Origin of the sequence: Arthrobacter sp. NPDC056691 (genome assembly GCF_042791415.1) — a bacterium.
Classification (GTDB): domain Bacteria; phylum Actinomycetota; class Actinomycetes; order Actinomycetales; family Micrococcaceae; genus Arthrobacter.
This window is the reverse complement of sequence record NZ_JBHTXX010000031.1, coordinates 52,746-74,225: the sequence shown is the minus strand read 5'-3', so window position 1 is coordinate 74,225 and position 21,480 is coordinate 52,746. Positions and strand designations below refer to the sequence as shown.

Annotated in this window: 22 protein-coding genes; 11 read left to right on the top strand and 11 right to left on the bottom strand. The window is 67.8% G+C overall.

Features of this window, described 5'->3' with window-relative positions:
• Positions 1-87 precede the first annotated feature (87 nt).
• The 3 genes from ACFRAU_RS20545 to ACFRAU_RS20535 all read left to right on the top strand — a co-directional run bounded on the left by ACFRAU_RS20545 (position 88) and on the right by ACFRAU_RS20535 (position 1,966).
• Positions 88-864, top strand: coding sequence for a FadR/GntR family transcriptional regulator (locus ACFRAU_RS20545; protein WP_378001262.1), 777 nt, complete (start codon positions 88-90; stop codon positions 862-864).
• Between the two features lies 1 nt (position 865).
• Positions 866-1,585 carry a cache domain-containing protein gene (locus ACFRAU_RS20540; protein WP_378001261.1) on the top strand — a complete coding sequence of 240 codons (720 nt, stop codon included), beginning with the start codon at positions 866-868 and terminating at the stop codon, positions 1,583-1,585.
• Positions 1,586-1,696: 111 nt separating this feature from the next.
• Positions 1,697-1,966: a hypothetical protein gene (locus ACFRAU_RS20535; RefSeq protein WP_378001260.1), complete on the top strand. Its 270-nt coding sequence runs from the start codon at positions 1,697-1,699 to the stop codon at positions 1,964-1,966.
• 5 nt (positions 1,967-1,971) lie between these two features.
• Here ACFRAU_RS20535 and ACFRAU_RS20530 read toward each other — a convergent pair whose 3' ends face one another.
• On the bottom strand, positions 1,972-3,189 hold the full coding sequence (locus tag ACFRAU_RS20530) for a PucR family transcriptional regulator (RefSeq protein WP_378001259.1): 1,218 nt from the start codon (positions 3,187-3,189) through the stop codon (positions 1,972-1,974).
• A gap of 234 nt (positions 3,190-3,423) precedes the next feature.
• On the opposite strand from ACFRAU_RS20530, the gene ald reads away from it, so the two are divergent.
• A complete protein-coding gene (gene ald / locus ACFRAU_RS20525) occupies positions 3,424-4,542 on the top strand; it encodes an alanine dehydrogenase (protein ID WP_377995748.1) in 1,119 nt (372 codons plus the stop codon).
• Positions 4,543-4,610: 68 nt separating this feature from the next.
• Here ald and ACFRAU_RS20520 read toward each other — a convergent pair whose 3' ends face one another.
• Both ACFRAU_RS20520 and ACFRAU_RS20515 read right to left on the bottom strand, forming a co-directional pair.
• Positions 4,611-5,681, bottom strand: coding sequence for a Gfo/Idh/MocA family oxidoreductase (locus tag ACFRAU_RS20520; protein WP_377995735.1), 1,071 nt, complete (start codon positions 5,679-5,681; stop codon positions 4,611-4,613).
• Positions 5,682-5,690: 9 nt separating this feature from the next.
• Entirely contained in the window at positions 5,691-6,335 is a 645-nt protein-coding gene (locus ACFRAU_RS20515) for a TetR/AcrR family transcriptional regulator (RefSeq protein WP_378001258.1), read from the bottom strand.
• A 124-nt stretch (positions 6,336-6,459) separates the two neighbouring features.
• Between ACFRAU_RS20515 and ACFRAU_RS20510 the strand changes: the two genes are divergently transcribed.
• Positions 6,460-7,026 carry an NAD(P)H-dependent oxidoreductase gene (locus ACFRAU_RS20510; protein ID WP_377995733.1) on the top strand — a complete coding sequence of 189 codons (567 nt, stop codon included), beginning with the start codon at positions 6,460-6,462 and terminating at the stop codon, positions 7,024-7,026.
• A gap of 409 nt (positions 7,027-7,435) precedes the next feature.
• Entirely contained in the window at positions 7,436-8,242 is an 807-nt protein-coding gene (locus ACFRAU_RS20505) for a GerMN domain-containing protein (RefSeq protein ID WP_378001257.1), read from the top strand.
• 20 nt (positions 8,243-8,262) lie between these two features.
• Here the strand turns inward: ACFRAU_RS20505 and ACFRAU_RS20500 are convergent, their stop codons facing one another.
• Positions 8,263-9,177: an isocitrate lyase/phosphoenolpyruvate mutase family protein gene (locus ACFRAU_RS20500; protein WP_378001256.1), complete on the bottom strand. Its 915-nt coding sequence runs from the start codon at positions 9,175-9,177 to the stop codon at positions 8,263-8,265.
• 122 nt (positions 9,178-9,299) lie between these two features.
• Between ACFRAU_RS20500 and ACFRAU_RS20495 the strand changes: the two genes are divergently transcribed.
• The 3 genes from ACFRAU_RS20495 (at position 9,300) to ACFRAU_RS20485 (ending at position 11,576) form a co-directional block, all read left to right on the top strand.
• Positions 9,300-10,595, top strand: coding sequence for a PLP-dependent aminotransferase family protein (locus ACFRAU_RS20495; RefSeq protein ID WP_378001255.1), 1,296 nt, complete (start codon positions 9,300-9,302; stop codon positions 10,593-10,595).
• 46 nt (positions 10,596-10,641) lie between these two features.
• Positions 10,642-11,073 (top strand): universal stress protein, encoded by a 432-nt coding sequence (locus ACFRAU_RS20490; protein WP_378001254.1) that lies wholly within the window; start codon positions 10,642-10,644, stop codon positions 11,071-11,073.
• A gap of 161 nt (positions 11,074-11,234) precedes the next feature.
• Complete coding sequence (locus ACFRAU_RS20485; protein ID WP_377995728.1) at positions 11,235-11,576, top strand: hypothetical protein; 342 nt, start codon at positions 11,235-11,237, stop codon at positions 11,574-11,576.
• Between the two features lie 41 nt (positions 11,577-11,617).
• Here the strand turns inward: ACFRAU_RS20485 and ACFRAU_RS20480 are convergent, their stop codons facing one another.
• From ACFRAU_RS20480 to ACFRAU_RS20460, 5 genes are all read right to left on the bottom strand, one after another.
• Positions 11,618-12,247: a phosphatase PAP2 family protein gene (locus ACFRAU_RS20480; protein ID WP_377995727.1), complete on the bottom strand. Its 630-nt coding sequence runs from the start codon at positions 12,245-12,247 to the stop codon at positions 11,618-11,620.
• Positions 12,248-12,330: 83 nt separating this feature from the next.
• Positions 12,331-13,827 carry a dihydrolipoamide acetyltransferase family protein gene (locus ACFRAU_RS20475; RefSeq protein WP_378001253.1) on the bottom strand — a complete coding sequence of 499 codons (1,497 nt, stop codon included), beginning with the start codon at positions 13,825-13,827 and terminating at the stop codon, positions 12,331-12,333.
• A gap of 89 nt (positions 13,828-13,916) precedes the next feature.
• Entirely contained in the window at positions 13,917-14,897 is a 981-nt protein-coding gene (locus ACFRAU_RS20470; protein ID WP_377995725.1) for an alpha-ketoacid dehydrogenase subunit beta, read from the bottom strand.
• Positions 14,894-16,141 carry a pyruvate dehydrogenase (acetyl-transferring) E1 component subunit alpha gene (pdhA, locus tag ACFRAU_RS20465; RefSeq protein WP_378001252.1) on the bottom strand — a complete coding sequence of 416 codons (1,248 nt, stop codon included), beginning with the start codon at positions 16,139-16,141 and terminating at the stop codon, positions 14,894-14,896. Before pdhA ends, ACFRAU_RS20470 begins: the two co-directional genes overlap by 4 nt.
• A gap of 149 nt (positions 16,142-16,290) precedes the next feature.
• Positions 16,291-17,409: a histidinol-phosphate transaminase gene (locus ACFRAU_RS20460; RefSeq protein WP_378001251.1), complete on the bottom strand. Its 1,119-nt coding sequence runs from the start codon at positions 17,407-17,409 to the stop codon at positions 16,291-16,293.
• Positions 17,410-17,468: 59 nt separating this feature from the next.
• Here ACFRAU_RS20460 and ACFRAU_RS20455 point away from each other — a divergent pair, with 59 nt between their 5' ends.
• On the top strand, positions 17,469-17,897 hold the full coding sequence (locus ACFRAU_RS20455) for a phage holin family protein (protein ID WP_377995722.1): 429 nt from the start codon (positions 17,469-17,471) through the stop codon (positions 17,895-17,897).
• On the opposite strand, the gene ACFRAU_RS20450 is transcribed toward ACFRAU_RS20455, so the two are convergent.
• Together ACFRAU_RS20450 and ACFRAU_RS20445 are read right to left on the bottom strand one after the other, a co-directional pair.
• Positions 17,851-19,416, bottom strand: a complete 1,566-nt coding sequence (locus tag ACFRAU_RS20450; RefSeq protein WP_378001250.1) for a hypothetical protein — start codon at positions 19,414-19,416, stop codon at positions 17,851-17,853. The two genes, ACFRAU_RS20455 and ACFRAU_RS20450, sit on opposite strands and share 47 nt — an antisense overlap.
• The gene (locus ACFRAU_RS20445; RefSeq protein WP_378001249.1) at positions 19,416-19,754 is read right to left on the bottom strand and encodes a hypothetical protein; all 339 of its coding nucleotides are present in this window, start codon (positions 19,752-19,754) and stop codon (positions 19,416-19,418) included. The genes ACFRAU_RS20450 and ACFRAU_RS20445 overlap by 1 nt, the downstream gene beginning before the upstream one ends.
• Before the next feature lie 205 nt (positions 19,755-19,959).
• On the opposite strand from ACFRAU_RS20445, the gene purB reads away from it, so the two are divergent.
• On the top strand, positions 19,960-21,402 hold the full coding sequence (gene purB / locus ACFRAU_RS20440; protein ID WP_378001248.1) for an adenylosuccinate lyase: 1,443 nt from the start codon (positions 19,960-19,962) through the stop codon (positions 21,400-21,402).
• Positions 21,403-21,480: the final 78 nt, after the last annotated feature.

Sequence of the window (21,480 nt, the reverse complement as noted above, 5' to 3'; positions counted from 1 at the left end):
GAAGGTAATCGGAAAAGCGCTGGCGCCCGAAGCCTCGGGGGATCGACGCCGGTGACATCAAAGCCACGGACTGCTGGAGGCCTGGGAATGGAAAGTGCGGCAATTTCCACCTCTGCGCTTGACCTGCTGCTGCTCTTGCGCGGTAGCGAACCGGAGGGCCTGGGACGGGCGGATCAGGTTTCGTACCAGATCGAAACAGCCATTCTGATGGGCATCCTCACCGAAGGCGACAGGCTGCCCACGGAGTCCGTGCTTGCCGGGGAGCTGGGCATCTCCCCGATCACCCTCCGGCAGTCCCTGGCCGCCCTGCGGACCAAGGGCCTGATCGAAACCAGCCGGGGACGCAGCGGCGGCAGTGTGATTCGCCGGCAGATCGAATTCACAGATTCACAGTTGCAGGACAAGCTTCGGGAAACCAGCACCGAGGCGCTCAGGGACCTTGGCGACCTGGGGGCTGCCATCGCGTCAATGTCCGCGAGGCTTGCCGCCGGCCGTGCTGATCCAAAAAATGTGGAGCACCTTGAAGATCTGGCCCGGCGCCACCGGGACTCGGCCGATGAGCGTGCGCGGCGCCGCATGGACAGCCGGTTCCACGTTGCCGTCAGCATTGCCGCGCAGTCCAGCAGGCTGACCTCGGCTGCCCTTCAGCTGGAAGCTGAGCTGATGACCCTGTGGTGGGGGCGCTCCGGCCAGGCCGACAACTACGGCAAGTCGGTGGAAGAACACGCCGCAATCGTTGATGCGATCAGGGCGCGGGACGCTGACGCGGCCGCCAGCGCGGCAGAGCGGCACAGCCGCAACGAGACCGAATACTTGATAGAGCAGCATCTCAGGTTGACGATGCGGCCCGAAGAAGGTGCGTGACGTGGAGACCGTAGAAGAAGCCCTTGAGCGGACGGCCACCGCGCTCTCCTCCAGCATCAGCCGCGTTTTCGTCGACCTGGAAAAGATTGCGGGCACCGTCACGGCAGCGGCGGCAGCGGCGTCGGGCGTACCCCGCCGCAGCGAATTCCTTTACTTGAAGCAGGAGCTGGCCAACTTCATCAAGCGGCACTCGGACCTCATCGTGGGAGCCGGCATCGCGTACGCTCCTGGAAGTCTCCGGGAGGCAACCCACTGGCTGGAATGGTGGCGGACGCAGCGGACTGGCGTACCCCGTTTCGTCACCCACGACCTCAACCCGGACTCGCTGAACTACTACGACTACACGTCCCGCGACTGGTTCACCATTCCGACCGCCAGCGGGCAGCCCGTGGCCGTTGGACCGTACGTTGACTTCGGCGGCATCAACGTCAACATCATCACGCTCTGTGTTCCGGCGCCCACGGCCCAGGGGATTCAGATCCTGGGATGCGACCTGACCCTCGCGAACCTTGAGGGGATCTTCCTCCGCGCCCTTCAGCTCCGCGAGCCGGTGGTGGTGCTGCTGGGGCCGAACGGCCGCGTCATCGCGTCCAACAATGCACGCATCGCCACCGGAACCCTGTTCCTGGAGGAGGACGTGGCACGGGCGGACGTCTCAGTGGACGTTTCGCCGGCCAACCCCACGCGCCTGCCCTGGAAGCTGATCACCCTCCGGGACTAGGTTTCCTCGCCGAAAATGACGGGGTGATAAGGATCAAGCAACGATCCCCCGGAAGCAGGACTTCCGGCTGGCGCGCAGGGTTACTCTTTATTCGTGGTGAGATTCAGGGGGTTGCACATCGTGGCGGGCGTCGTCGCAATGGGTGTGGCGGCTGCCCTGGGAATCGTCATGGGCCTGAACAACACCGCCGTTTTTACCTCCAGCTGTGTGGTCTTCGTGGCAGTATCCCTGTGGGTCCAGAGCCGTGTCGCCAAGTTCCGCACCCCGCTCCAGGGGCTCCCGCAACGCCTTCCCGACGGCGTCGCGCCGGAGCGTGCCGCGGAGCGTCCTGCCGAGCGGACCACCGAGCAGTTGCCCAGTGGTGAAGGCAACGCCGCGTAGCCGCCTCAGATTCTTGGCCTTGACGCCCAGCGCCGCGCTTTCAGGGCCGCGTGCAGTTCCAGCCGCACCATCCCCTTGAGCGGATCGACGCCCAGCAGCTGACGGATGCGGCCCAGCCGGTTGTAGATGCTGCTGCGGTGCAGGTGCAGTTTTTCGGCAACATCCTGGACAGAACCGTCATTGTCGTAGAGCAGCTCCAGCACGGGCAGCAGCTCCCCGTTCCTGTCATGGTCCTCAAGGGCCCGGAAATTAACCGAACTTGCATCGCTCCAGACCCCTGCCCCGCCGCCGGCTGATGCCAGGAGCTGGTAAACGCCCGTGGCGCGGCAGTCCACCAGCTCGCCGAGCCGCGGATCAACCGCTGCCGCCAGGGCGGCCACCTTGGACTGCCGGTACGCCTCGGCCAGGTCTTTGATGCGGCCGAATCCCTCACTGGTCCCCAGAATGATCCGCTCCACGGACCGGCCGGACCGCTTGGCGAGCTCCAACTGGTAGTGCACCAGAACCTGGGCCTGGCTGGCGCGCCCCGTGGACTCCCGGAAGAGAACCACCGAGTGCGTTTCCGCGCCTGCGCTGAACAGGACCGCGTCCACGCCGATGGTGGCCTGCAGCGCCGCGGCGCGGTGGATGAGCGTTGAGGCGATCGGATCCGGGCCGGCCATCCAGCCGTCGGCATCAAGGACCGTCACCAGCTGCCAGGGCCCGCGGTCCTGGACTTCCTTCCAGCCCGCCACGGCAGCAACCGCATTGGCTTCCCCGGCGCAGGCGGCCAGGAACTCCCGTTCGCGGCTGCGCCGGAACTCGGACTCAGCGGTGTTGGAGTCCAGCAGCAGTCCGGAGAGCACATCCAGCTCGTCCCGGACGCCGGGCAGTTCGGCGAGGATCGCCGTCGCGCTTTGGTCCTCCACATCCAGCTGGACCCACAGGTAGCCCACCCGGAACCCGCGGACCAGAAGCGGGACGCAGACGCGCCCGAGCATCCCCAGCTCCTCGTTGGCGGGCACCACCACGGGCCGCACCGCCGTGGCGATGCCGTGCGAGAGCTGCCAGTTTTTGACGTCCAGCGGCACCCGCTTGCTCAGCAGGAAGTTCACCCGCACCCGGTCCGCGTGCGACTGGTTGGAGCTGTAGGCAAGCAAAAGGCCGTCGAGGTCCTCCAGGGAAAGCCCGCGGCCCAGCTTGAGGGCCACCCGCTCCACGAGCTGTTCCACATCCTGCTGCATGCTGCCAGACTACGTCCCCCGGGGCATCTTGGGCGAACGGACATCAGGCGACACCTGACGCCCCGGCGGTCGACATTAGTCGAGCTGCGGCGCTGGAAAACCCCGGAAACACGCGGATTAGCTGCGGCGGAGGCGATCGCTTCCTGTAGCGCGCCTCACAGCCGGATCTATTCTGGAATCACAACTTCACCCACACATTCCGGCCTTGCAGCCATCGAATCTGGAGCCCAAAAAATGATCATCGGTGTCCCCAAAGAGATCAAGAACAACGAATTCCGCGTCGCCATCACAGCAGCCGGCGTCCACGAATTCCGCACCCACGGCCACACGGTCCTGGTGGAGCGCGGTGCGGGCCTGGGTTCCGGCATCACGGACGAGGAATACTCCATCGCGGGCGCTGAAATCATCGCAGACGCCGATGAGGTCTGGTCCCGCGCGGACATGGTGATGAAGGTCAAGGAACCCATCAAGGCCGAGTACCACCGCTTCCGCAAGGGCCTGATCCTCTTCACCTACCTGCACCTGGCCGCCGAGCCCGAACTGACCCAGGAGCTCCTCAACTCCGGCGTCACCGCCATCGCCTACGAGACCGTCCAGGAAGGCCGGACCCTGCCGCTGCTGGCCCCGATGTCCGAGGTGGCCGGCCGCCTGTCCGTCCAGGTCGGCGCGACCTCCCTCATGGCGCCCGCCGGCGGCAAGGGCGTGTTGCTCGGCGGCGTTCCGGGCGTCCGCCCCGCCAAGGTGGTGGTCCTCGGCGCCGGCGTCGCGGGCACCAACGCTGCAGCCATGGCTCTGGGCCTCGGCGCCGACGTCACCATCCTGGACATCAACATCAACCGGCTGCGCGAACTCGACGCCCAGTACCAGGGCCGGCTCAAAACCGTGGCATCCAACAAGTACGAGATCGAGAAGTCCGTGGTGGACGCCGACCTCGTGATCGGGTCCGTCCTGATCCCAGGCGCCAAGGCCCCCAAGCTGGTGACCAACGAGCTCGTGGCCCGGATGAAGCCCGGCTCGGTGCTCGTGGACATCGCCGTGGACCAGGGCGGCTGCTTCGAGGACACGCACCCCACCACGCACCAGGAACCCACGTACAAGGTCCACAACACGATCTTCTACTGCGTGGCCAACATGCCCGGCGCCGTCCCGAACACCTCCACCTACGCGCTGACCAACGTCACGCTCCGCTACGGCGTTGCCCTGGCAAACCTCGGCGTAAAGGCCGCCTTCGAGAAGGACCCGGCCCTCGCCGCCGGCCTGAACATTGCCGGAGGCCACGTGGCGCACCACTCCGTCTCCGAGGCACACAACCTGCCCCTGGTGGCCGACTGGCACGAGCTGGTCTCGGCCTAACGGTTCCGCCGGCTGAGAACGCCGCTGGTTGAGCTTGGTTTCGACAAGCTCAACCGGCGGCGTTCTCTTTAAGCAGAGGCCAGTTCGCGCGCTTTTTCTATGAGTTTGAGGACTTCGACGGGGCCGGCCGGGTCTACCGGGACGGGCAGGGCCGAGGCGGCGCCGCCGTCGGAGATCTTGGCCGCGAGGATCCGGTAGAACTCGGGATAGTTCCCGCGCTCCGTGGGCAGCCGGTCAAGGTGCCCGTCGCGGCCCAGCTGCCCGGCCCATTCGGCGGCCTCCACACCGTACTCGGCATCCAGCGGGCTCCCGCCGGCCACAATATACGGCTCCTGCGGGTCCACGCCGTGCTTCGTATACCCTCCGCCGGCGCCGAGGACCCGGTAGCGGGGGCCCTGCTGGGCGCAGAGCATGTTCATCCAGTGATGGCTAAGCACGCCGTTCCCGTGCCGCAGCACCACAAAGCAGTCATCATCCGTCTTTTCGCCCGGCCGCCGGGCAAGAAGCTCGGCGTGGACCACTGTTGCCGGGCCGAAGAGCTGCAGCGACTGGTCCAGGAGGTGGGTGCCGAGGTCGAACAGGACACCGCCCCCGTCGGCCGCCGTCGCGTCCGCTTTCCAGGCTTTGGAAACCTCGGGCGACCACCGTTCAAAGCGTGATTCGAACCGCGTCACCTCACCCAGCACTCCGTCCTTCAGCAGGGCCTTGACCGTGAGGTAGTCCCCGTCCCAGCGCCGGTTCTGGAACACTGTCAGCACCCGCCCCAGCCGCTCTGCGAGTGCGATCAGCTCCTGCCCCTGCGTGCTCGTCACGGCGAACGGCTTGTCGACCACGACGTCGAGCCCGGCCTCCAGCGCAGCCTTCGCCAACGGATAGTGGGTGGCCGGAGGAGTTCCCAGCACCACGAGGTCCAGGTCAGGGGCCAGCGCAAGGACGGCATCGCCGTCGGGCACTGTTTTCACGCCGGGGTACTGCTCGACGGCGGCAGCCTGCCGGGCTGAGTCGGAGGTGGCGATCACGTCCAGCGAGTAGCTGGGGTCCGCCGCGATCAGCGGCGCATGGAAAACCCGGCCGGACAGGCCGAAGCCCACCACGGCGGTGCGGATCGGGGTAGCGGGGGTGGAGGAATCGGTGCTCATGGTGCCACGCTACCCCGCCACACCCCCGACGACGCGGCTGACCAGCTCGCGCCAGGATTCCTCCAGCCGCTCCGGCGAAACGTGCTGCACGCGGACGGCATGCAGCAGCCGTTCGGGGTCGAGGGTTGCGCTGAGGGACATGGCCATCAGCCAAGGGTCTGCGTCAAAGCCCGCCGAGCGCAGCAAATACTCGATGTGCCGGTGCCACAGCACCGCCGCGGGGGCCTCGAACCTGTTGTGCAGGGACGCCTGGGCGGCCCTCGCGAGCTCACCGAATTCCAGGACGTAGCGGATGCGTTCGGCACCGAAGGCGATCAGTCGTTCCCGCGGCGGCGCCCCGGGGCCAAGCGGCGGCGGCCCGAACATGAAGCGGCCCTGGAAGTCGGCCTCGGCGTCGCTGAGCAGGGTCATCATGAGGCCGGCCCGGCTGCCGAACCGGCGGAACACGGTGCCCTTGCCGACGCCTGCGCGCTCCGCCAGCTTGTCCATGGTCACGCCGTCGGCGCCGCACTCCTCCACCAGCTGCCGGGCAGCACACAGGAGCAACTCCCGGTTCCGGGCAGCATCGCTGCGTTCCGCTCCGGGGCCCGATGAGGGCCCGGGCGAGGGCCCTTGGCCGGATGAGGACCCGGAGCGGATTGGGATGAGGCTCACACCAAGCATTCTAGCCCCGGGAATAATATCCGGACCGTAGTCCGTTTAGTCTGGGTGAAGGCACCAAACGCCTCCAAGAACCACTCGCCACGGAGCGTTCCGCGGCAAGACCTAAGGAGTTCACATGTCCAAGAGCACCGTACTCGCCCTGGTGGGAAGCCTCCGCGCCGACTCCCACAACCGCAAGCTTGCCGAAGCCATCCAGCTGAACGCCCCGGAAGGCCTCGAGATCGTGATCCACGAGAGCCTGGGCAACATCCCCTTCTACAACGAGGACATCGACGTCGAAGGCCAGGTCCCGGCAGCCGCCACCGCCCTGCGCGAGGCGGCCGGCCAGGCTGACGCCCTGCTGCTGGTCACCCCGGAGCACAACGGCACCATGCCCGCCTCGCTGAAGAACGCCATCGACTGGCTGTCCCGCCCGTTCGGCGCTGGCGCCCTCGCCGGCAAGCCCACCGCCGTCGTCGGCACCGCCTTTGGCCAGTTCGGCGGCGTCTGGGCGCAGGACGAGGCCCGCAAGGCTGTCGGCATCGCCGGCGCCCGCGTCCTGGAGGACGCCAAGCTCGCCGTCCCCGGCTCCATGGTCCGCTTCGCCGAAACCCACCCGAAGGACGACGCCGAGGTCGTTGAGCAGATCAAGGAACTCTTCGTCACCCTTGCCGCCGTCGAGCCCGCCGGCGCAGCTGCCTAAGCGGCACCTCCCCTTCGCACGCCTCCGGCACGCGGACCAGTTCACAGCGGACCAGTTCACAGCGGACCAGTTCACAGCGGCTGGGGGCGTGCGCGCTTCCGCGCCCTGCGCCCGGCCGGACGGCCGGGAAAGGCTGCAACCAATCCGTGACTGAGCTGCGGCCAAACTGACACCCGGGCACCGTTCCCCGCCCCGCCGCCCCGCCGTAACGTTGATGTACGGGACGTGCCGGGGCAGGGAGTGCGGTGCAGTCATGAAGTCAAGCTGGGGAGCCAGACCGCTGGCGACGGCGGTCGCCGCCATTTGCCTGACACTGCCCTTGTGGCTAGGCTCCTGCGCTTCCCTCCAAAACGCGTACGACGCCGGGCCCGCCCCTGCGGCCGCACCCGAACCCCGCCCGGCTCCTCCCGTGAGTCCGCCCGAGGGCGCCGGCGCGCCCACCGCTTCCGGATCCGGCCTGGGCGCTTCCGGCGAGGGTGCTTCCGGTTCGGGCGTTGCTGGTCAGGGAACAGCGGCCGCGGCTTCCGAAACCGCTCCTCCGGCGTCAGCTCCGCCTGCCTCCGGGGGCCCTAACCCGGGCGCCCAGATTGCCGGCAGCCAAACTGCTGCCGGTGGTTCAGGGCCGGGCGGGTTTCCGTCCGGCGGACTCGGGGCAGGCACCGCTGCGGACACGCAAGCCCAGCTTCCGGGCGGAGCCGGACAGCAACCGGCGCCCGCCTCCGGAGCCGCGGCCGGCCCGGCCTCGCCGGGCCCCACGACATCTGGCTCCGTACCCGGGGCCTCCCTGCCGGGGACCGGCACCGGTGAAGCTTCCGGCGCCGGCACCGCGGTGTACTACGTTGCGATCGACGACGGCGGCAGGTCCGGCGTGCGCTTCGGTTGCAATGACAGCCTGGTGGCCGTGCACAATGCCGATTCCTCCATCACCGAGCCGCTGCAGGCCGCCATGAGCAGGCTCCTGTCCGGTCCGGGCGCACCGCCTGCGAGCGGCCTGTACAACGCGCTGTCGGCGTCCTCGCTCCAGTACGTGTCGGGCTACCTCGACGGCACCACCGTGGTGGTGAACCTGACCGGCGCGGTGCAGCCCGGCGGCGTGTGCGATCTTCCGCGGATTGAAGCTCAGCTCACGCACACAGCCGTCACGGCCGCCAATGCCGTCCGCGCGGAAATCTACGTCAGCGGCGTGCCCCTGGACCAGGTCCTCGGCCTCCGCTAACTTACGAACGCTGGGCTAACTTACGAACGCTGGGCGCCCGGCCTCCCGGGAGAGCCCGCCTCCGCGGCGAACAGGGCATCCATCTCAGCATGGCTCGGCGAACCGGCAAGTCCGGACCAGTTGCCGTCGCCGAGGATTTCGGCGGCCACGCGGGAAACTGTTGCGTACGCCGCCTTCGCGGCATTGCCGCCGATGCTGACCCGCCGCACACCGGCGTCGTGCAGTTCGCCCACTGACGCCGATCCGACGCCGGCAAGGGCATTCAGCGGCGCCGGTATCCGCCTGCTGAGCTCATGCAGGATGTGGAGGTCCGTCACGCCCGGCACGAAAATTCCGTCGGCCCCCGCGGCAAGGTAGCCCTCGGCCCGCGCCAGCGTCTCCCCGAAGGCAGAGTCCCCGGACTGCCCGGAAAGGTACGTGTCCGTCCGGGCATTGATGAAGAGGGGCACCCCGGCCTCCGCCGCGATGCCGCGGACCAGACTGATCCTGCGGGCCTGCTCGTCCACGGCTGTGAGGGAGGCTCCGCCGGAGTCCTCGATGTTCACACCCACGGCCCCGGCCGCCAGCACCGCCGCGACAGTCTGCCGGAGCCGGCCGTCGTCGAAAGCGCCGTCAGCACCGGCATACCCGGCTTCAATATCAGCCGTGACCGGGATGCTCGTGGCCGCGGCAATCCTGCGGAGTGCGTCAAAGGCCAGTTCCGGCGGCACGTGGCTGCCGTCCGGAAACCCGAGGCTCCACGAGATGGCCGAACTTGAGGTGGCAATCGCCCGCGCCCCGGCGTTCTCCACAAGCACGGCGGAGGCGGCATCCCACACGTTCACGAGCACCAGCGGAACGGCACCGCCGGCGTGCATCTGGCGGAAGGCGTCTGCCTGGGCGGACTGGGACTGCGCGGGCCGGGACGGTGAAGGCGTGGGCTCGAGTGACGTCATGGCTCCATTCCATGCCTTGTCCTGCCGAAGGTAAAGGCGTCCGCAGGCTCAGTTCAGAATCGCATCCGAAACAAGTCAACAGATGTTGCCTAATCAGCAACCAATGGCTGTACTCTGGGATTGTGACCCACGAGACACTCGCCGCCGCCGCAGCCGTCCTCCCCGCCGAAGCCATCGACGCCATCGAGCGGGCCGCGACATCAGCCCACCGCCACGACGAACTCTTCTCCGAGCGCGCCGCGAACATCAAGCAGTCGGCGGTCCGGGATGTTTTCGACATCTCCATGCGGCCGGGCCTGGTCTCGCTGGCCGGCGGCAGCCCCTACCTGCAGTCCCTGCCCCTCGAAAAGCTCGCCCACACGGCCGCACGGATCATCGCCGAGGACGGCCTCACGGCGCTCCAGTACGGCGGGGGCCAGGGCACCGAGGAACTCCGCACGCAGATCTGCGAGGTCATGGCCGCCGAAGGGATCCTGGATGCCCGGCCGGAGAACGTGGTGATCACGGCGGGCTCGCAGTCCGCCCAGGATGTGGCCACCAAGGTGTTCTGCGACCCCGGCGACGTGGTCCTCGTGGAGGAACCCACCTACGTGGGTGCGCTGAACACGTTCGAGGCCTACCAGGTCCAGGTGGAGGCGGTTCCCATGGACGACGACGGGCTGGTGCCTGAGCTTCTCGAGGCCCGGATCGCGGCGCTCCAGACCGCCGGGAAAAACATCAAGTTCCTCTACACCATCCCCAACTTCAACAACCCGTCGGGCATCACCCTGGCACAGGACCGGCGGCAGCAGATCGTGGACATCTGCCGCCGCGCCAACATTCTGGTGCTTGAGGACAACCCGTACGGCCTGCTGCGGTTCGACGGCGCGCCTCTGGCGCCGCTGCGGGCAGGCAACCCCGACGACGTCATCTACATGGGCTCGTTCTCGAAGATCTTTGCCCCGGGACTGCGCATCGGCTGGGCCCTCGTTCCCGCCCACCTCCAGCGCCGCTACTACCTGGCCTCCGAGGCAGTGACGCTCTGCCCGCCCACGTTGAACCAGATGCTCGTCTCGGCCTACCTTCGGGACTACGACTGGAAGGGCCAGATCGAAACGTACCGCGGGCTGTATGCCGAGCGCTGCCACGCGATGCTGGCGGCACTGGAGAAGGACATGCCTGAGGGGCTCAGCTGGACCCGGCCGCAGGGCGGATTCTTCGTCTGGGTGACACTGCCCGAGGGCGTGGACACCTATCCTTTGCTCCGCAAGGCGATCAGTGCCGGCGTCGTCTTCATTCCCGGCGCAGCCTTCACCCACTCGGACGCGCCGTCGAACAAGCTCCGCCTGGCGTTCAGCGCCGTTCCGCCGGAGGCCATCGCGGAGGGCGTGCGGCGCCTGGCGCCGGTACTGCAGGACGCCATAGACGCGTTGGCCTAAGCTGGGCAGCGAACGGAACATCAGGCTATTCAAAGGAGATTCGGCCATGGCGGGAACGATTGTTGTTGGTGTGGACGGAAGCGGTACCGCACGCAAGGCAGCGGAGGTGGCGCGGGATCTGGCTGCGGCGCTGGGCGCCGGGCTCCACGTCGTGTCCGCGTTCGACACCGACCGGACCGAAGTCTTCGGCAGCGGTAGCGACAGGTGGATCGTGTCGTCCGCTGACGATGCTGAAAAGGTGGCCCGGGACGTGGCGACCGCGCTGGCGGGCGGCGACTTCGAGATCACGTATTCCTCCGCGCGGGGCAAACCCGCCGAAGCCCTGGTCAGGGAGGCGGACCGCCTCGAGGCGAGCATGATCGTGGTGGGAAACCGCCGCATGCAGGGGCTGGGGCGGGTGCTGGGCAGCGTGGCGAACAGCGTGGCCCACAGCGCGTCCTGCGACGTCTATATCGCGAACACCTACGGCGCCGACTAGCCGGAGCCGGCAGGCACTGTCCAGACTGACTTGACGCGGATCACCCGGGCTGGTGGGCAGTCTCACCCCGTTTTCCGGCGATCCGGCATGCCCTGAAAGATAAAATTGGAGTTGCCCCCGATGGTGCGGACAATTCCAAATCTACCTTTCAGGGGAACACTGTGCTTACTCTCCAGCGTCGCCACCTCGTCGGCCACGACATCCTTCTTGCCCGCCACGGCAACCACATCAGCGCCATGCGCGTTGACCGCTCCGCCGGCCGCGTGATCGCCCTCCTCGACGACGGCTCCGTGGACAGCGCCCCGAACCTCATCTCCCCCGACCTGCAGCTGCCGGACACTCTGAAGAGCGTCCTGCGCGAAGACTGGAAGTTCCTCACGCTGGTGAGCAGCGGCATTGCCGCCGTGAGTGGCATCATGCTGGCCGCCGCCGTAAGCATGGCAGGCATGTCCGGCGATCCGGCCATGGCCCAACTGCTGGCCAACTCCTACGCCGCTTACTGAGCCAGCCTCCGGCGTCACTTAGGGGCGCCCGGTTCCGGGCATCAGCCGATCCGGACCAGCAGCTCGCGCAGCAGCCACCAAAGGCCCGCGGTGACACCGCCGCCCACCAGGGCACCGGCAACAACCTGCGCCACCGTGTGGGCCCGCAGCACCACCCGGGACCAGCCGACAGCGGGAACCAGCAGCAGCAACGGAAGCCACTGGACGCCTAGGATCAGCACCGAGATGACCGTCGTAAGCGCGATGGCCCCGGCGTGGCCGCTGATTTTCCAGAACAGGCTGATGACGGCGAGCACCACCACGCCTCCCACTATCGCCAGCACCACCACAATGACGCTGTACGGGGCGTTGATGGCCAGGAGCACTGCCAGCCCTGCGAGCAGGGACACCACCGACATGGCGAGCACCGGCGCGCGTTGTTTGCGGTCGCTGACGTGGTGGTCCGTCACCTTGCCCAGCCGCACCAGGAGAACGACGGCGGCCAGCGGCAGTACGCACACAAACAGTACCGCCACCGCACCGAACCAGACGGTACCCGGAAAGCCGGGTTCCATGGCCGGGCTGAGGAGCAGCAGCAGCGCCACTGTGATGGGCGGCTGAAGGGCTTCCGTGATGATCCGGGCCACGCGGTTTTTCACGCGGATGCTGACGATCCCGCGATCCTCACTCATGGGAACCCCGTCCCTGCCTGTCCGGTCCATCCCCCTTTCCCCGGAGGGTACCCCTCCCGGGCCTGTCCGTCGAGCAGGGCGGGTCAGTCGAGCAGCAGAGCCGGCTCTTCCAGGATGGCAGCGACGTCGGCCATGAAGCGGGCGGAAAGGTCGCCGTCCACGACGCGGTGATCGAAGGATCCGCCAAGCGTGGTAATCCAGCGCGGGATGACCTCACCGTCCAGGACCCACGGCTTCTGCTTGATGGTGCCGAACGCCACGATGGCCACCTCACCGGGGTTGATGATGGGGGTTCCTGTGTCGATGCCGAGGGCGCCGATGTTAGTGACGGTCAGCGTACCGCCCTGCATCTGCGCCGGCTGGGTCTTGCCGGCCCGCGCCGTGGTGGCGAGCTCGTTCAGGGCCAGCGCCAGTTCCTTGAGGGACAGGTCCTGGGCGTTCTTGATGTTCGGGACCATCAGCCCGCGCGGCGTGGCCGCGGCAATGCCCAGGTTCATGAAGTGCTTGACATGGATCTCGGCGGAGTCGCTGCCGTCAGGGTTGTCCACCCAGGTGGCGTTAACGCTCGGGTTCCGGGCCGCCGCCCAGATGACGGCCTTCGCAAGGATCAGCAGCGGGGAGACCTTGATGCCCTCAAAGTCACGCGAGGCCTTGAGCCGCTTGACGAACTCCATGGTCCGGCTGGCATCCACGTCCACGAAGATGCTCACGTGCGGCGCGGAGAACGCCGACTCCACCATGGCCTTCGCGGTGGCCTTCCGGACGCCCTTGACCGGGATCCGCTCAACCCGCTGCTCCTGCGGACGGCCGGAGGCGCCCCAGAAGGTGTCCGCCTTGTCCACTTCCGCATCGCGCTGCGCCTGGTAGCTGACCAGGTCCTCGCGCGTCACCTCGCCGCGCGCACCCGTGGCCACAACGTCTGCCAGGTCAATCCCCAGGTCGCGGGCGATCTTGCGCACCGGCGGCTTGGCCAGGACCCTGTTCATGAGGCCGGAGATTGCTCCGCCCAAGGTCGGCTTGTCGGCACCGTTGGCTGCGGTCCCGCCGTCGGTTGCGCCAGCCGAAACCGACTCGTCCAGCACGTCCCCCATAGAATGCGGCTGCACCGGCTCGACCTCCGGAGCGCCGTGGACTGGGTCCGCGGGAATAGCGGACCGCGTCAGGCGCGGGCGCCGCTTCACGGCGTCGGCCTTCGGCCCCGAACCAACCAGCGGACCGGCGGCAAGGCCGCCGGCGGCAGCTCCGCCGTCGGACTTTTCGCTGGCGGCGGGCTCGGCGTCCACCGGGAGTTTTCCGTACATCGGCGCGGGCGCGTCGGCCGGCGTGGGGTCGCCGTGCATGGCGTCAGAGACGCTGATGATGGCAGTTCCGACGTCGACCGTAGCCCCTTCCGGGACCAGCAGTTCGGTGACGGTACCGGCGAACGGTGACGGGAGCTCCACGAGGGACTTGGCCGTCTCGATCTCGCACAGGACGTCGTTGATGGCCACCTCGTCGCCGGGCTTGACCTTCCAGGAAACGATCTCTGCCTCGGTCAGGCCCTCACCGACGTCGGGGAGGTTGAACTTGTTAAGCGTCATGGGATCCTCGGGTTCGAAAGCTCGGGCGCTCCGGGAGGTGTGCGGAGGCGGTAGGCGAAAGAGTCAGCAGGCGCCGGTGCGCCACGGCGTCAGTACGCGAAGGTGCGGTCCAGCGCCTCAAGGATGCGGTCGATGTCCGGGAGGTAGTCCTCTTCGATCTTGGCCACGGGGTACGGCATATGGAAGCCCCCTACCCGGATGACCGGCGCCTCCAGCGACAGGAAGGCCCGTTCGCTGATGCGGGCAGCGATTTCGCCGCCGATGCCGCCGAAGGTGGGTGCCTCGTGCGCCACGACCAGCCGGCCCGTCTTCTTGACGGAGGCCTCGATGGCGTCGAAATCGATCGGCGAGATGGAGCGCAGGTCGATCACTTCGATGCTGCGGCCGTCCTCGGCCGCGGCGTTGGCGGCGGCGAGGGCCACGGGGACGAGCGGGCCGTAGACCACCACGGTGGCGTCGGTTCCCTCCCGGACCACGTGGGCCTTGAACGGGTCTTCGGCCGGGCCGGCAGATTCGGTGTCGACCTCGCCCTTGAGCCAGTAGCGGCGCTTCGGTTCGAAGACGATTACCGGGTCCTGGCAGTTGACGGCCTGCTGGATCATCCAGTAGGCGTCGTGGGGGTTGGACGGGGTGATGATGCGCAGCCCGGGGGTATGCGCGAACAGTGCCTCGGGCGATTCCGAGTGGTGCTCGATGGAGCCGATGCCGCCGCCGTAGGGGATGCGGATGACAACGGGCACGGTGAGGTTGCCGTTGCTGCGCGAGTGCATTTTGGCCAGCTGGGTGGTGATCTGGTTGAAGCCGGGGAAGACGAAACCGTCGAACTGGATCTCGGCGACGGGCAGGTAGCCGCGCAGCGCCAGGCCGATCGCGGTGCCGATGATGCCGGATTCTGCGAGCGGGGTGTCCACCACGCGGTCGGCCCCGAATTCGCCGATCAGGCCGTCGGTGACGCGGTACACGCCGCCGAGGGGGCCGATGTCCTCGCCCATGAGGAGGGACTTGGGGTTGTTGCTAAGCGTGGCGCGCAGGCCTTCGTTGATGGCCTTGGCAATGGTCATGGTGGTCATCGGCGGCCTGCCCCTTCTCCCTCGTCCTCGCCGGCAAAGCCTGCGCTGTACTCTTCGAACCACGCCAGTTCCTCGGCCACGAGCGGATGCGCCTCGACGTAGGTGTTGGCGAAGGCCGTCCTGATGTCCGGGGCGTCCGACGCGTAGGTGGACTTGCGGATGTAGGCGGCGAGTTCGTCGCCCTCGGCGGCAAGGCCGGCGAAGAACGCGTCGTCGGCCATGCCCTCGGCGCGGAGGTACTTCTCCAGGCGGTCCAGCGGGTCCTTTTCGCGCCACAGGGCCTCCTCCGAGGACTCGCGGTACTTCGTGGGATCGTCGGCTGTGGTGTGGGCGCCCACGCGGTAGGTGAAGGCCTCAATCAGGACCGGGCCGTTGCCCTGGCGTGCGTGCTCGAGCGCCCATTCGGTGACGGCGTGGACCGCGATGACGTCGTTGCCGTCCACGCGGATGCCCGGGAAGCCGTAGCCCTTGGCGCGGTTGGCGAGCGGGATGCGGGTCTGCACGGCAGTGGGCACGGAGATGGCCCAGTGGTTGTTCTGGCAGAAGAAGACCACCGGGGCGTTGTACGAGGAGGCAAAGACCATGGACTCGTGGACGTCGCCCTCGGAGCTCGCACCGTCGCCGAAGTAGACCATGACGGCGGCCTTCGGCTCGGCTGGACCGTCGACGCCCTGGGCGCCGTCCAGCTTCCGGGCCTCTGCCAGCCGCTGGTCGCGCTGAATGCCCATGGCATAGCCGACGGCGTGCGGCGTCTGCGCAGCCAGCACCAGCGTGTACAGGTGGAAGTTGGTGTCCTTCGGGTTCCAGCCGCCGTTGGAGACGCCGCGGAACTGCTTCAGCAGTTCGGCCAGGTCCACGTTGCGGGTCAGGGCAACGCCGTGCTCGCGGTAGGTGGGGAAGATGTAGTCCTGCGGCTGGCTGGCCCGGCCGGATCCGATCTGGGCTGCTTCCTGGCCCGTCAGCGGAACCCACAGGGCCAGCTGCCCCTGCCGCTGCAGGGCCGTGGCTTCCTGGTCGAAGCGTCGGATGGCCGCCATGTCCGCGTAAAAACCGCGGAGCTTTTCGGCATCGAGACGCGCGGCGTACTCGGAGAACACGGAATCCGTGCCCAGTGTGCCGTCGGGACCCAGAAGCTGGACCATTTCAGCCGGGGGCACGCCCAGGGCAGCCTCGGCCTGCGCCTCGAGCTGGTCGTCCAGTTCCGTTCCATCGAACTCGGTGGAGGGCAGATGTGTTGCGCCCATACCGTCTCCTTGCCTGCCGCATCCGGATGCGTTGCAATGTCGCTGGGATATATGCCTCGCGGGGAATGCATTCCCGGCGAGGCATATATATTTTGGCTTACTGTTCCTTACTTTATCCGGCGTAGGTAGCGCCGGCTGTTTGTTAAGCGCTAGGAACGGCGTGGCGGTTTTGTGTAGACCGCACAGAGTTCCAGGAATCGCGTATTCGCTTCCACCTCGCCGATGCTGACCCGGACGCCTTCGTTTCCGAAGGCCCGCACGGACAGCGCCCGCTCCCCGGCGAGCCGGGCAAACTCTGCGCTGTCCTCGCCCAAACCGAGCCAGACAAAGTTCCCCTGCGCGTCCGGAACGAACCAGCCGAGGTCCCGGAGACCTGCTGTCACCCGGTCCCGCTCCTCCACCAGGCTTTGTACCCTTTCTACAACCTGGTCAAAATTCTGCAGGGACACCACCGCCGCCTTTTCGGCGATCTGCGAGACCGCGAACGGGGTGGCGGCGACGCGCAGGTGCTGGGTGAGCTGGGGCTGGGACACGCTGTAGCCGACCCGCAGGCCGGCGAGGCCGTGCGCCTTGGAGAACGTCCTGAGCACCACCACATTGGGGTACTTGCGGTACATCCGGATGCCGTCCACGGCGTCTTCAGCGCGGACGAACTCCTGATAGGCCTCATCGATGACCACCACAACATCCGAAGGAACAGCCTTGATGAAGCACTCGGTTTCCTCGGCGGTCAGGATGGGGCCAGTGGGGTTGTTGGGAGTGCACAGCAGGATCACCCTGGTTCGGACGGTCACGGCTGCGGCCATGGCGTCGAGGTCGTGGCGCCCGTCAGCCATCAGGGGGATTCGGACGCTCTCAGCCCCGGCCAGCCCAACGCAGATGGGATAGGCCTCGAAGGACCGCCACGCGTAGATCACCTCGTCCGGCTTGCCGTCGTCGTTCTGGCCGGCGAACGTGGTCAGCAGCTGGGTGAGGGCGCCGAGGCTGCCGGCACCGGTGACGATGTCCTCGGCCGGGACGTCGAGGAACCCGGCGAGCGCGGCGCGAAGCCTGGTGCTGAGGGGGTCGGGGTAGCGGTTGAAGTCGGTCTGGGCGGCGATGGCCTCCACCACGGCCGGGATGGGCGGCAGCGGGTTCTCATTGGACGACAATTTGTAGCTTGCAAGGCCGTCGACAGCGACGGGCGGCTTGCCGGCAGCGTAGCGGGGCAGCCGGTCAACCACCGGTCGGGGCCTCAGGCCCCCCGCCATAGTCTCTGATGAAGTCATGCCACCTAGCCTATGCCCCTGACTGCCTGCCAGACCTTGCGGTGTGACAGCATGGGCGCATGCGGTCTTTCATCATGCGCGTGATCATTAACGGACTGGCGCTGTGGATTGCCAGCTGGCTTCTGCCGGGCCTGGACATCTCCACCACAGCCACCACGGAAGCTGTTGCCAAGACCGGGGTGAACCAGGGAACCGACGCTGCCGGCATTGTCCTCGCGTACCTGTTCATCGGGCTGATATTCGGCCTGGTCAATGCGTTTGTGCGCCCGGTGGTCAGCTTTCTCTCCCTGCCCATCACCATCCTGACGCTGGGCCTGTTCACTGTGGTGATCAACGCCGCGATGCTCTACCTCACCTCCTGGATCAGCAGCTACACGCCGGTGCACTTTACGATCGATTCGTTCTTCTGGACCGCCGTGCTGGCCGCCATCATCATCACCGTCATTTCGCTCGTGGCAGACCGGCTCCCCGGCGCCCGCCACCGCTGACTCCGGCGGCGCCGCCGCCAGACACCGTGCGGGGTTCTGCACGGGATTCCGGCTGAGGAGACTGGCCTGGAAGAACGATCCGGCCCGGGCCGGGCACCGGCAGCTGCCGTGCGGGCACGGGCGGCTTTGGCGCGCGGACCAGCTGAAACCGGGTGGCCTTGGCCGTTCCCCCCGCGCCCACCACACCGGCGAGCGCGGCGGTGGACGCCGCCAGCGAAGGATCGGGGCTCGCAGCGACTGCCCGGGCCCCGGCCTCGTAGTTGGTGAGCCTGTGCCCGGGACCGAGGCCGGCGTCCTCCCCGGGAGGTGTCCTGACCAGACCGTTGAGCGTCACCGTCACCCGGTCCCTGGTGTCCGGATTGGGAAGGCCCTCGCTCCCCGGAACCCAGTCCTGCCGGTGCTCCAGATGCAGGCTGCTGACGCCCGGCCCCGGAGATATTGCGCCCACCGGCGATCCCGCGGTCAGCACGTATTTGAGGTTGTACTCGGCAAGGAAGGCCTTGTCCTGGCTCAGATTCATCGCATGGATACCGCCCTGGCTGTAGCCCACAGCCACCACCTGGTCCCCGGCCTCTGCCCCGGCCTCGCGCAGGGCCGCCCGGATGGCCCCGGCCGTGTACTCGGACCCGTATCCCAAAGCTTCGCCGATGCCGGCTTCATCGAAGGGGTTGGGCCCGCCGGTGTTGCCGGGCTGGGTTCCCGGAATGATCACGATGAACGCGTCCCGTCCCCCGCTGGTTGTCTGGATGACCTCGATCTGGCCGGGACCGGCGTCCTCCACCTCTCCTGCCCGGGCAAGAAGACCTGCAGGGGACGCGTCCAGGTCGATGTCCGCGGAGCCCTCCTTGAGGGCCCTGACCGGCCGCGGCTGCAACCCCGGCAGGACGCGGTCCAGCAGCGTCCGGGCAAGGATCGGGACACTCGACCCCGCCATGCCGGACGCGAGCGCCATCTTTACGGCGGCGTCCACCGGGCTCTGCCGCACTCCCAGGAGCGCTGCCAGGATGGTGCCGGCCACCACGGGGTCACTCGATGCGATGGCCTCGGTGCTGGCCGTGTTGGGGCGCCAGTCCCGCCAGTCCCGGGCCAGGCCAAGGTCAACCACCTGCCGTCCCCACAACCAGGATGCGTCCCAGTGGAGCTGGGTGATGAGCAGGTTCGCCGTCTCGGCCGCGCTGTACTCGAGCTGGCAGGCCCGCACACCGCCGGCCAGGCGGTCCATCTCCTCCCGCACCGACGCCACAGAGCGCCGCCCCTCCCAGACAGCGGCCAGGGCCTCGGCACCGCTGGACGGATCGTCCCGCTGGTAGCTTCCCAGCGACTCCCAGACCCTGTAGATACCCAGCTCGACAGCCGCCAGATCCCGGGCGAGCGCGTCCAGCTCCCGCGCCCCCGTATCCAGTTCCTCGAGCTGGAAGGAGATCCCGCCCACTCCGCCGCGCACGGAAAGCACACCGTCGGAGACCGGCTCGACGGGACGAAGCTGGCCGCCGCTGCCACCCGGCGCGGCCTCGGCCATCAGTAACCTCCGGCAGCCGTAAGGGCGGACTCCGCGACATGGACGGAGTGCCGCCGCAGCGCGAGGGCGGCGCCAAGCACTCCTTCGCGTGCCCCGGAGAGAGCCATTGCCTGCACCCGGAGGCTGGACCGGTAGGCCTGACCGGCAGGTGACTGCCAGTCCATGAGCTGGAGCTGCGAGAGCCTGGCACACACGGCATCGACCTGTTCCGCGCAGGCCTCCACCCGCCCGGCCAACAGCTGGACTTCGAAACTGCGCGACGAGCATGCCGCGGCGTCCGCCGCCGTGACGCTCCCCGCCGTGATGATGGCGCTCATGCCTGTGACGCTGGCGCTCATTCGGGTACCCCCATCCCTGCGGTCCGGCGCCCCGGCGCCTGGCCCCTTCCTCGATTCCTGCCCACGACGCTACGGTGCGGACCGACAACAACGGAACGGCCGGCGTCGTCCATGTGGAGAAGTGCGCGGGGGCGGGCCTGTGGAGGGGAAGTCACACGGAATCCCGTGCTTCAGCGGGCACAGAACTTCATGAAAGAATCAGCTCATGCCTGAAACTGCCGCCACAGCTGACACCCGTACGCCCTCCGGACGCCTCGCCCTCGCCGCATCAGGGGAACAAATCGCGCTCGGCCCGCTGGACGGCCGCTACAAGTCCGCCGTCGGCCCCCTCGTTGACTACCTGTCCGAGGCAGCCCTCAACCGCGACCGCGTCGCCGTCGAGGTGGAGTGGCTGATCCACCTGACCGGGGACAACGTCCTCCCGGGCGCCGGCCCGCTGACCGCGGACCAGCAGCAGCAGCTGCGCGCAATCGTCACCGAATTCGATGCCGCCTCCGTCACCGAGCTGGCCGAAATCGAAGCCGTCACCGTCCACGACGTGAAGGCCGTGGAGTACTACATCGGCCGCCGGCTGCCCGCCGTCGGGATCGAAAACCTGACCGCCATGGTGCACTTCGGCTGCACCTCCGAGGACATCAACAACCTGTCCTACGCCCTGGGCGTGAAGGGTGCTGTGGAGGACGTGTGGCTGCCCGCCGCCCGGGCCCTCGTGGCCCAGATCAGCAAGATGGCCGAGGACAACCGCGCCGTTCCGATGCTGTCCCGCACGCACGGCCAGCCCGCCACGCCCACCACCCTGGGCAAGGAACTCGCCGTCATTGCGCACCGCCTGAACCGGCAGCTGGACCGCGTCGCCAGGACCGAATACCTCGGCAAGATCAACGGCGCCACCGGCACGTACGCCGCCCATGTGGCATCCGTCCCGGGCGCGGACTGGCAGCAGGTGGCCAAGTCGTTCGTGGAGAAGCTCGGCCTGACCTGGAACCCGCTGACCACCCAGATCGAAAGCCACGACTGGCAGGCCGAGCTGTACGCCGACGTCGCCCGCTTCAACCGGATCCTGCACAACGTCTGCACGGACATCTGGAGCTACATCTCGATCGGCTACTTCGCGCAGATTCCCGTGGCAGGCGCCACCGGCTCCTCCACCATGCCGCACAAGGTCAACCCGATCCGCTTCGAAAACGCCGAGGCCAACCTGGAGATTTCCTCCGGGCTCCTGGACGTGCTGGGCTCCACCCTGGTGACCTCCCGCTGGCAGCGCGACCTCACGGACTCCTCCAGCCAGCGCAATATCGGCGTCGCCTTCGGCCACTCCCTGCTGGCCATCTCCAACGTGGCCAAGGGCCTGGAGCGCCTCGACGTCGCCGAGGGTGTCCTCGCCGAGGACCTCGACACGAACTGGGAAGTCCTGGGCGAGGCCATCCAGATGGTTATGCGCGCGGAGGCGATTGCCGGCGTCGAAGGCATGGAGAACCCGTACGAGCGCCTCAAGGACCTCACCCGCGGCCAGCGCGTGGATGCCGCCCGGATGCAGGAGTTCGTCCAGGGCCTGGGCCTCTCCGCTGATGCCGAGGCGCGGCTGCTGGCCCTGACGCCGGGCAAGTACACCGGCATCGCGGACCAGCTGGTGGACCACCTCAAATAAGTACGACGGCGGTGCCGGGCTTTGTTGCCCGGCACCGCTTTTGTTTCCGGCGGCTTCCGCAAGAAGCGGCCGGTCCCG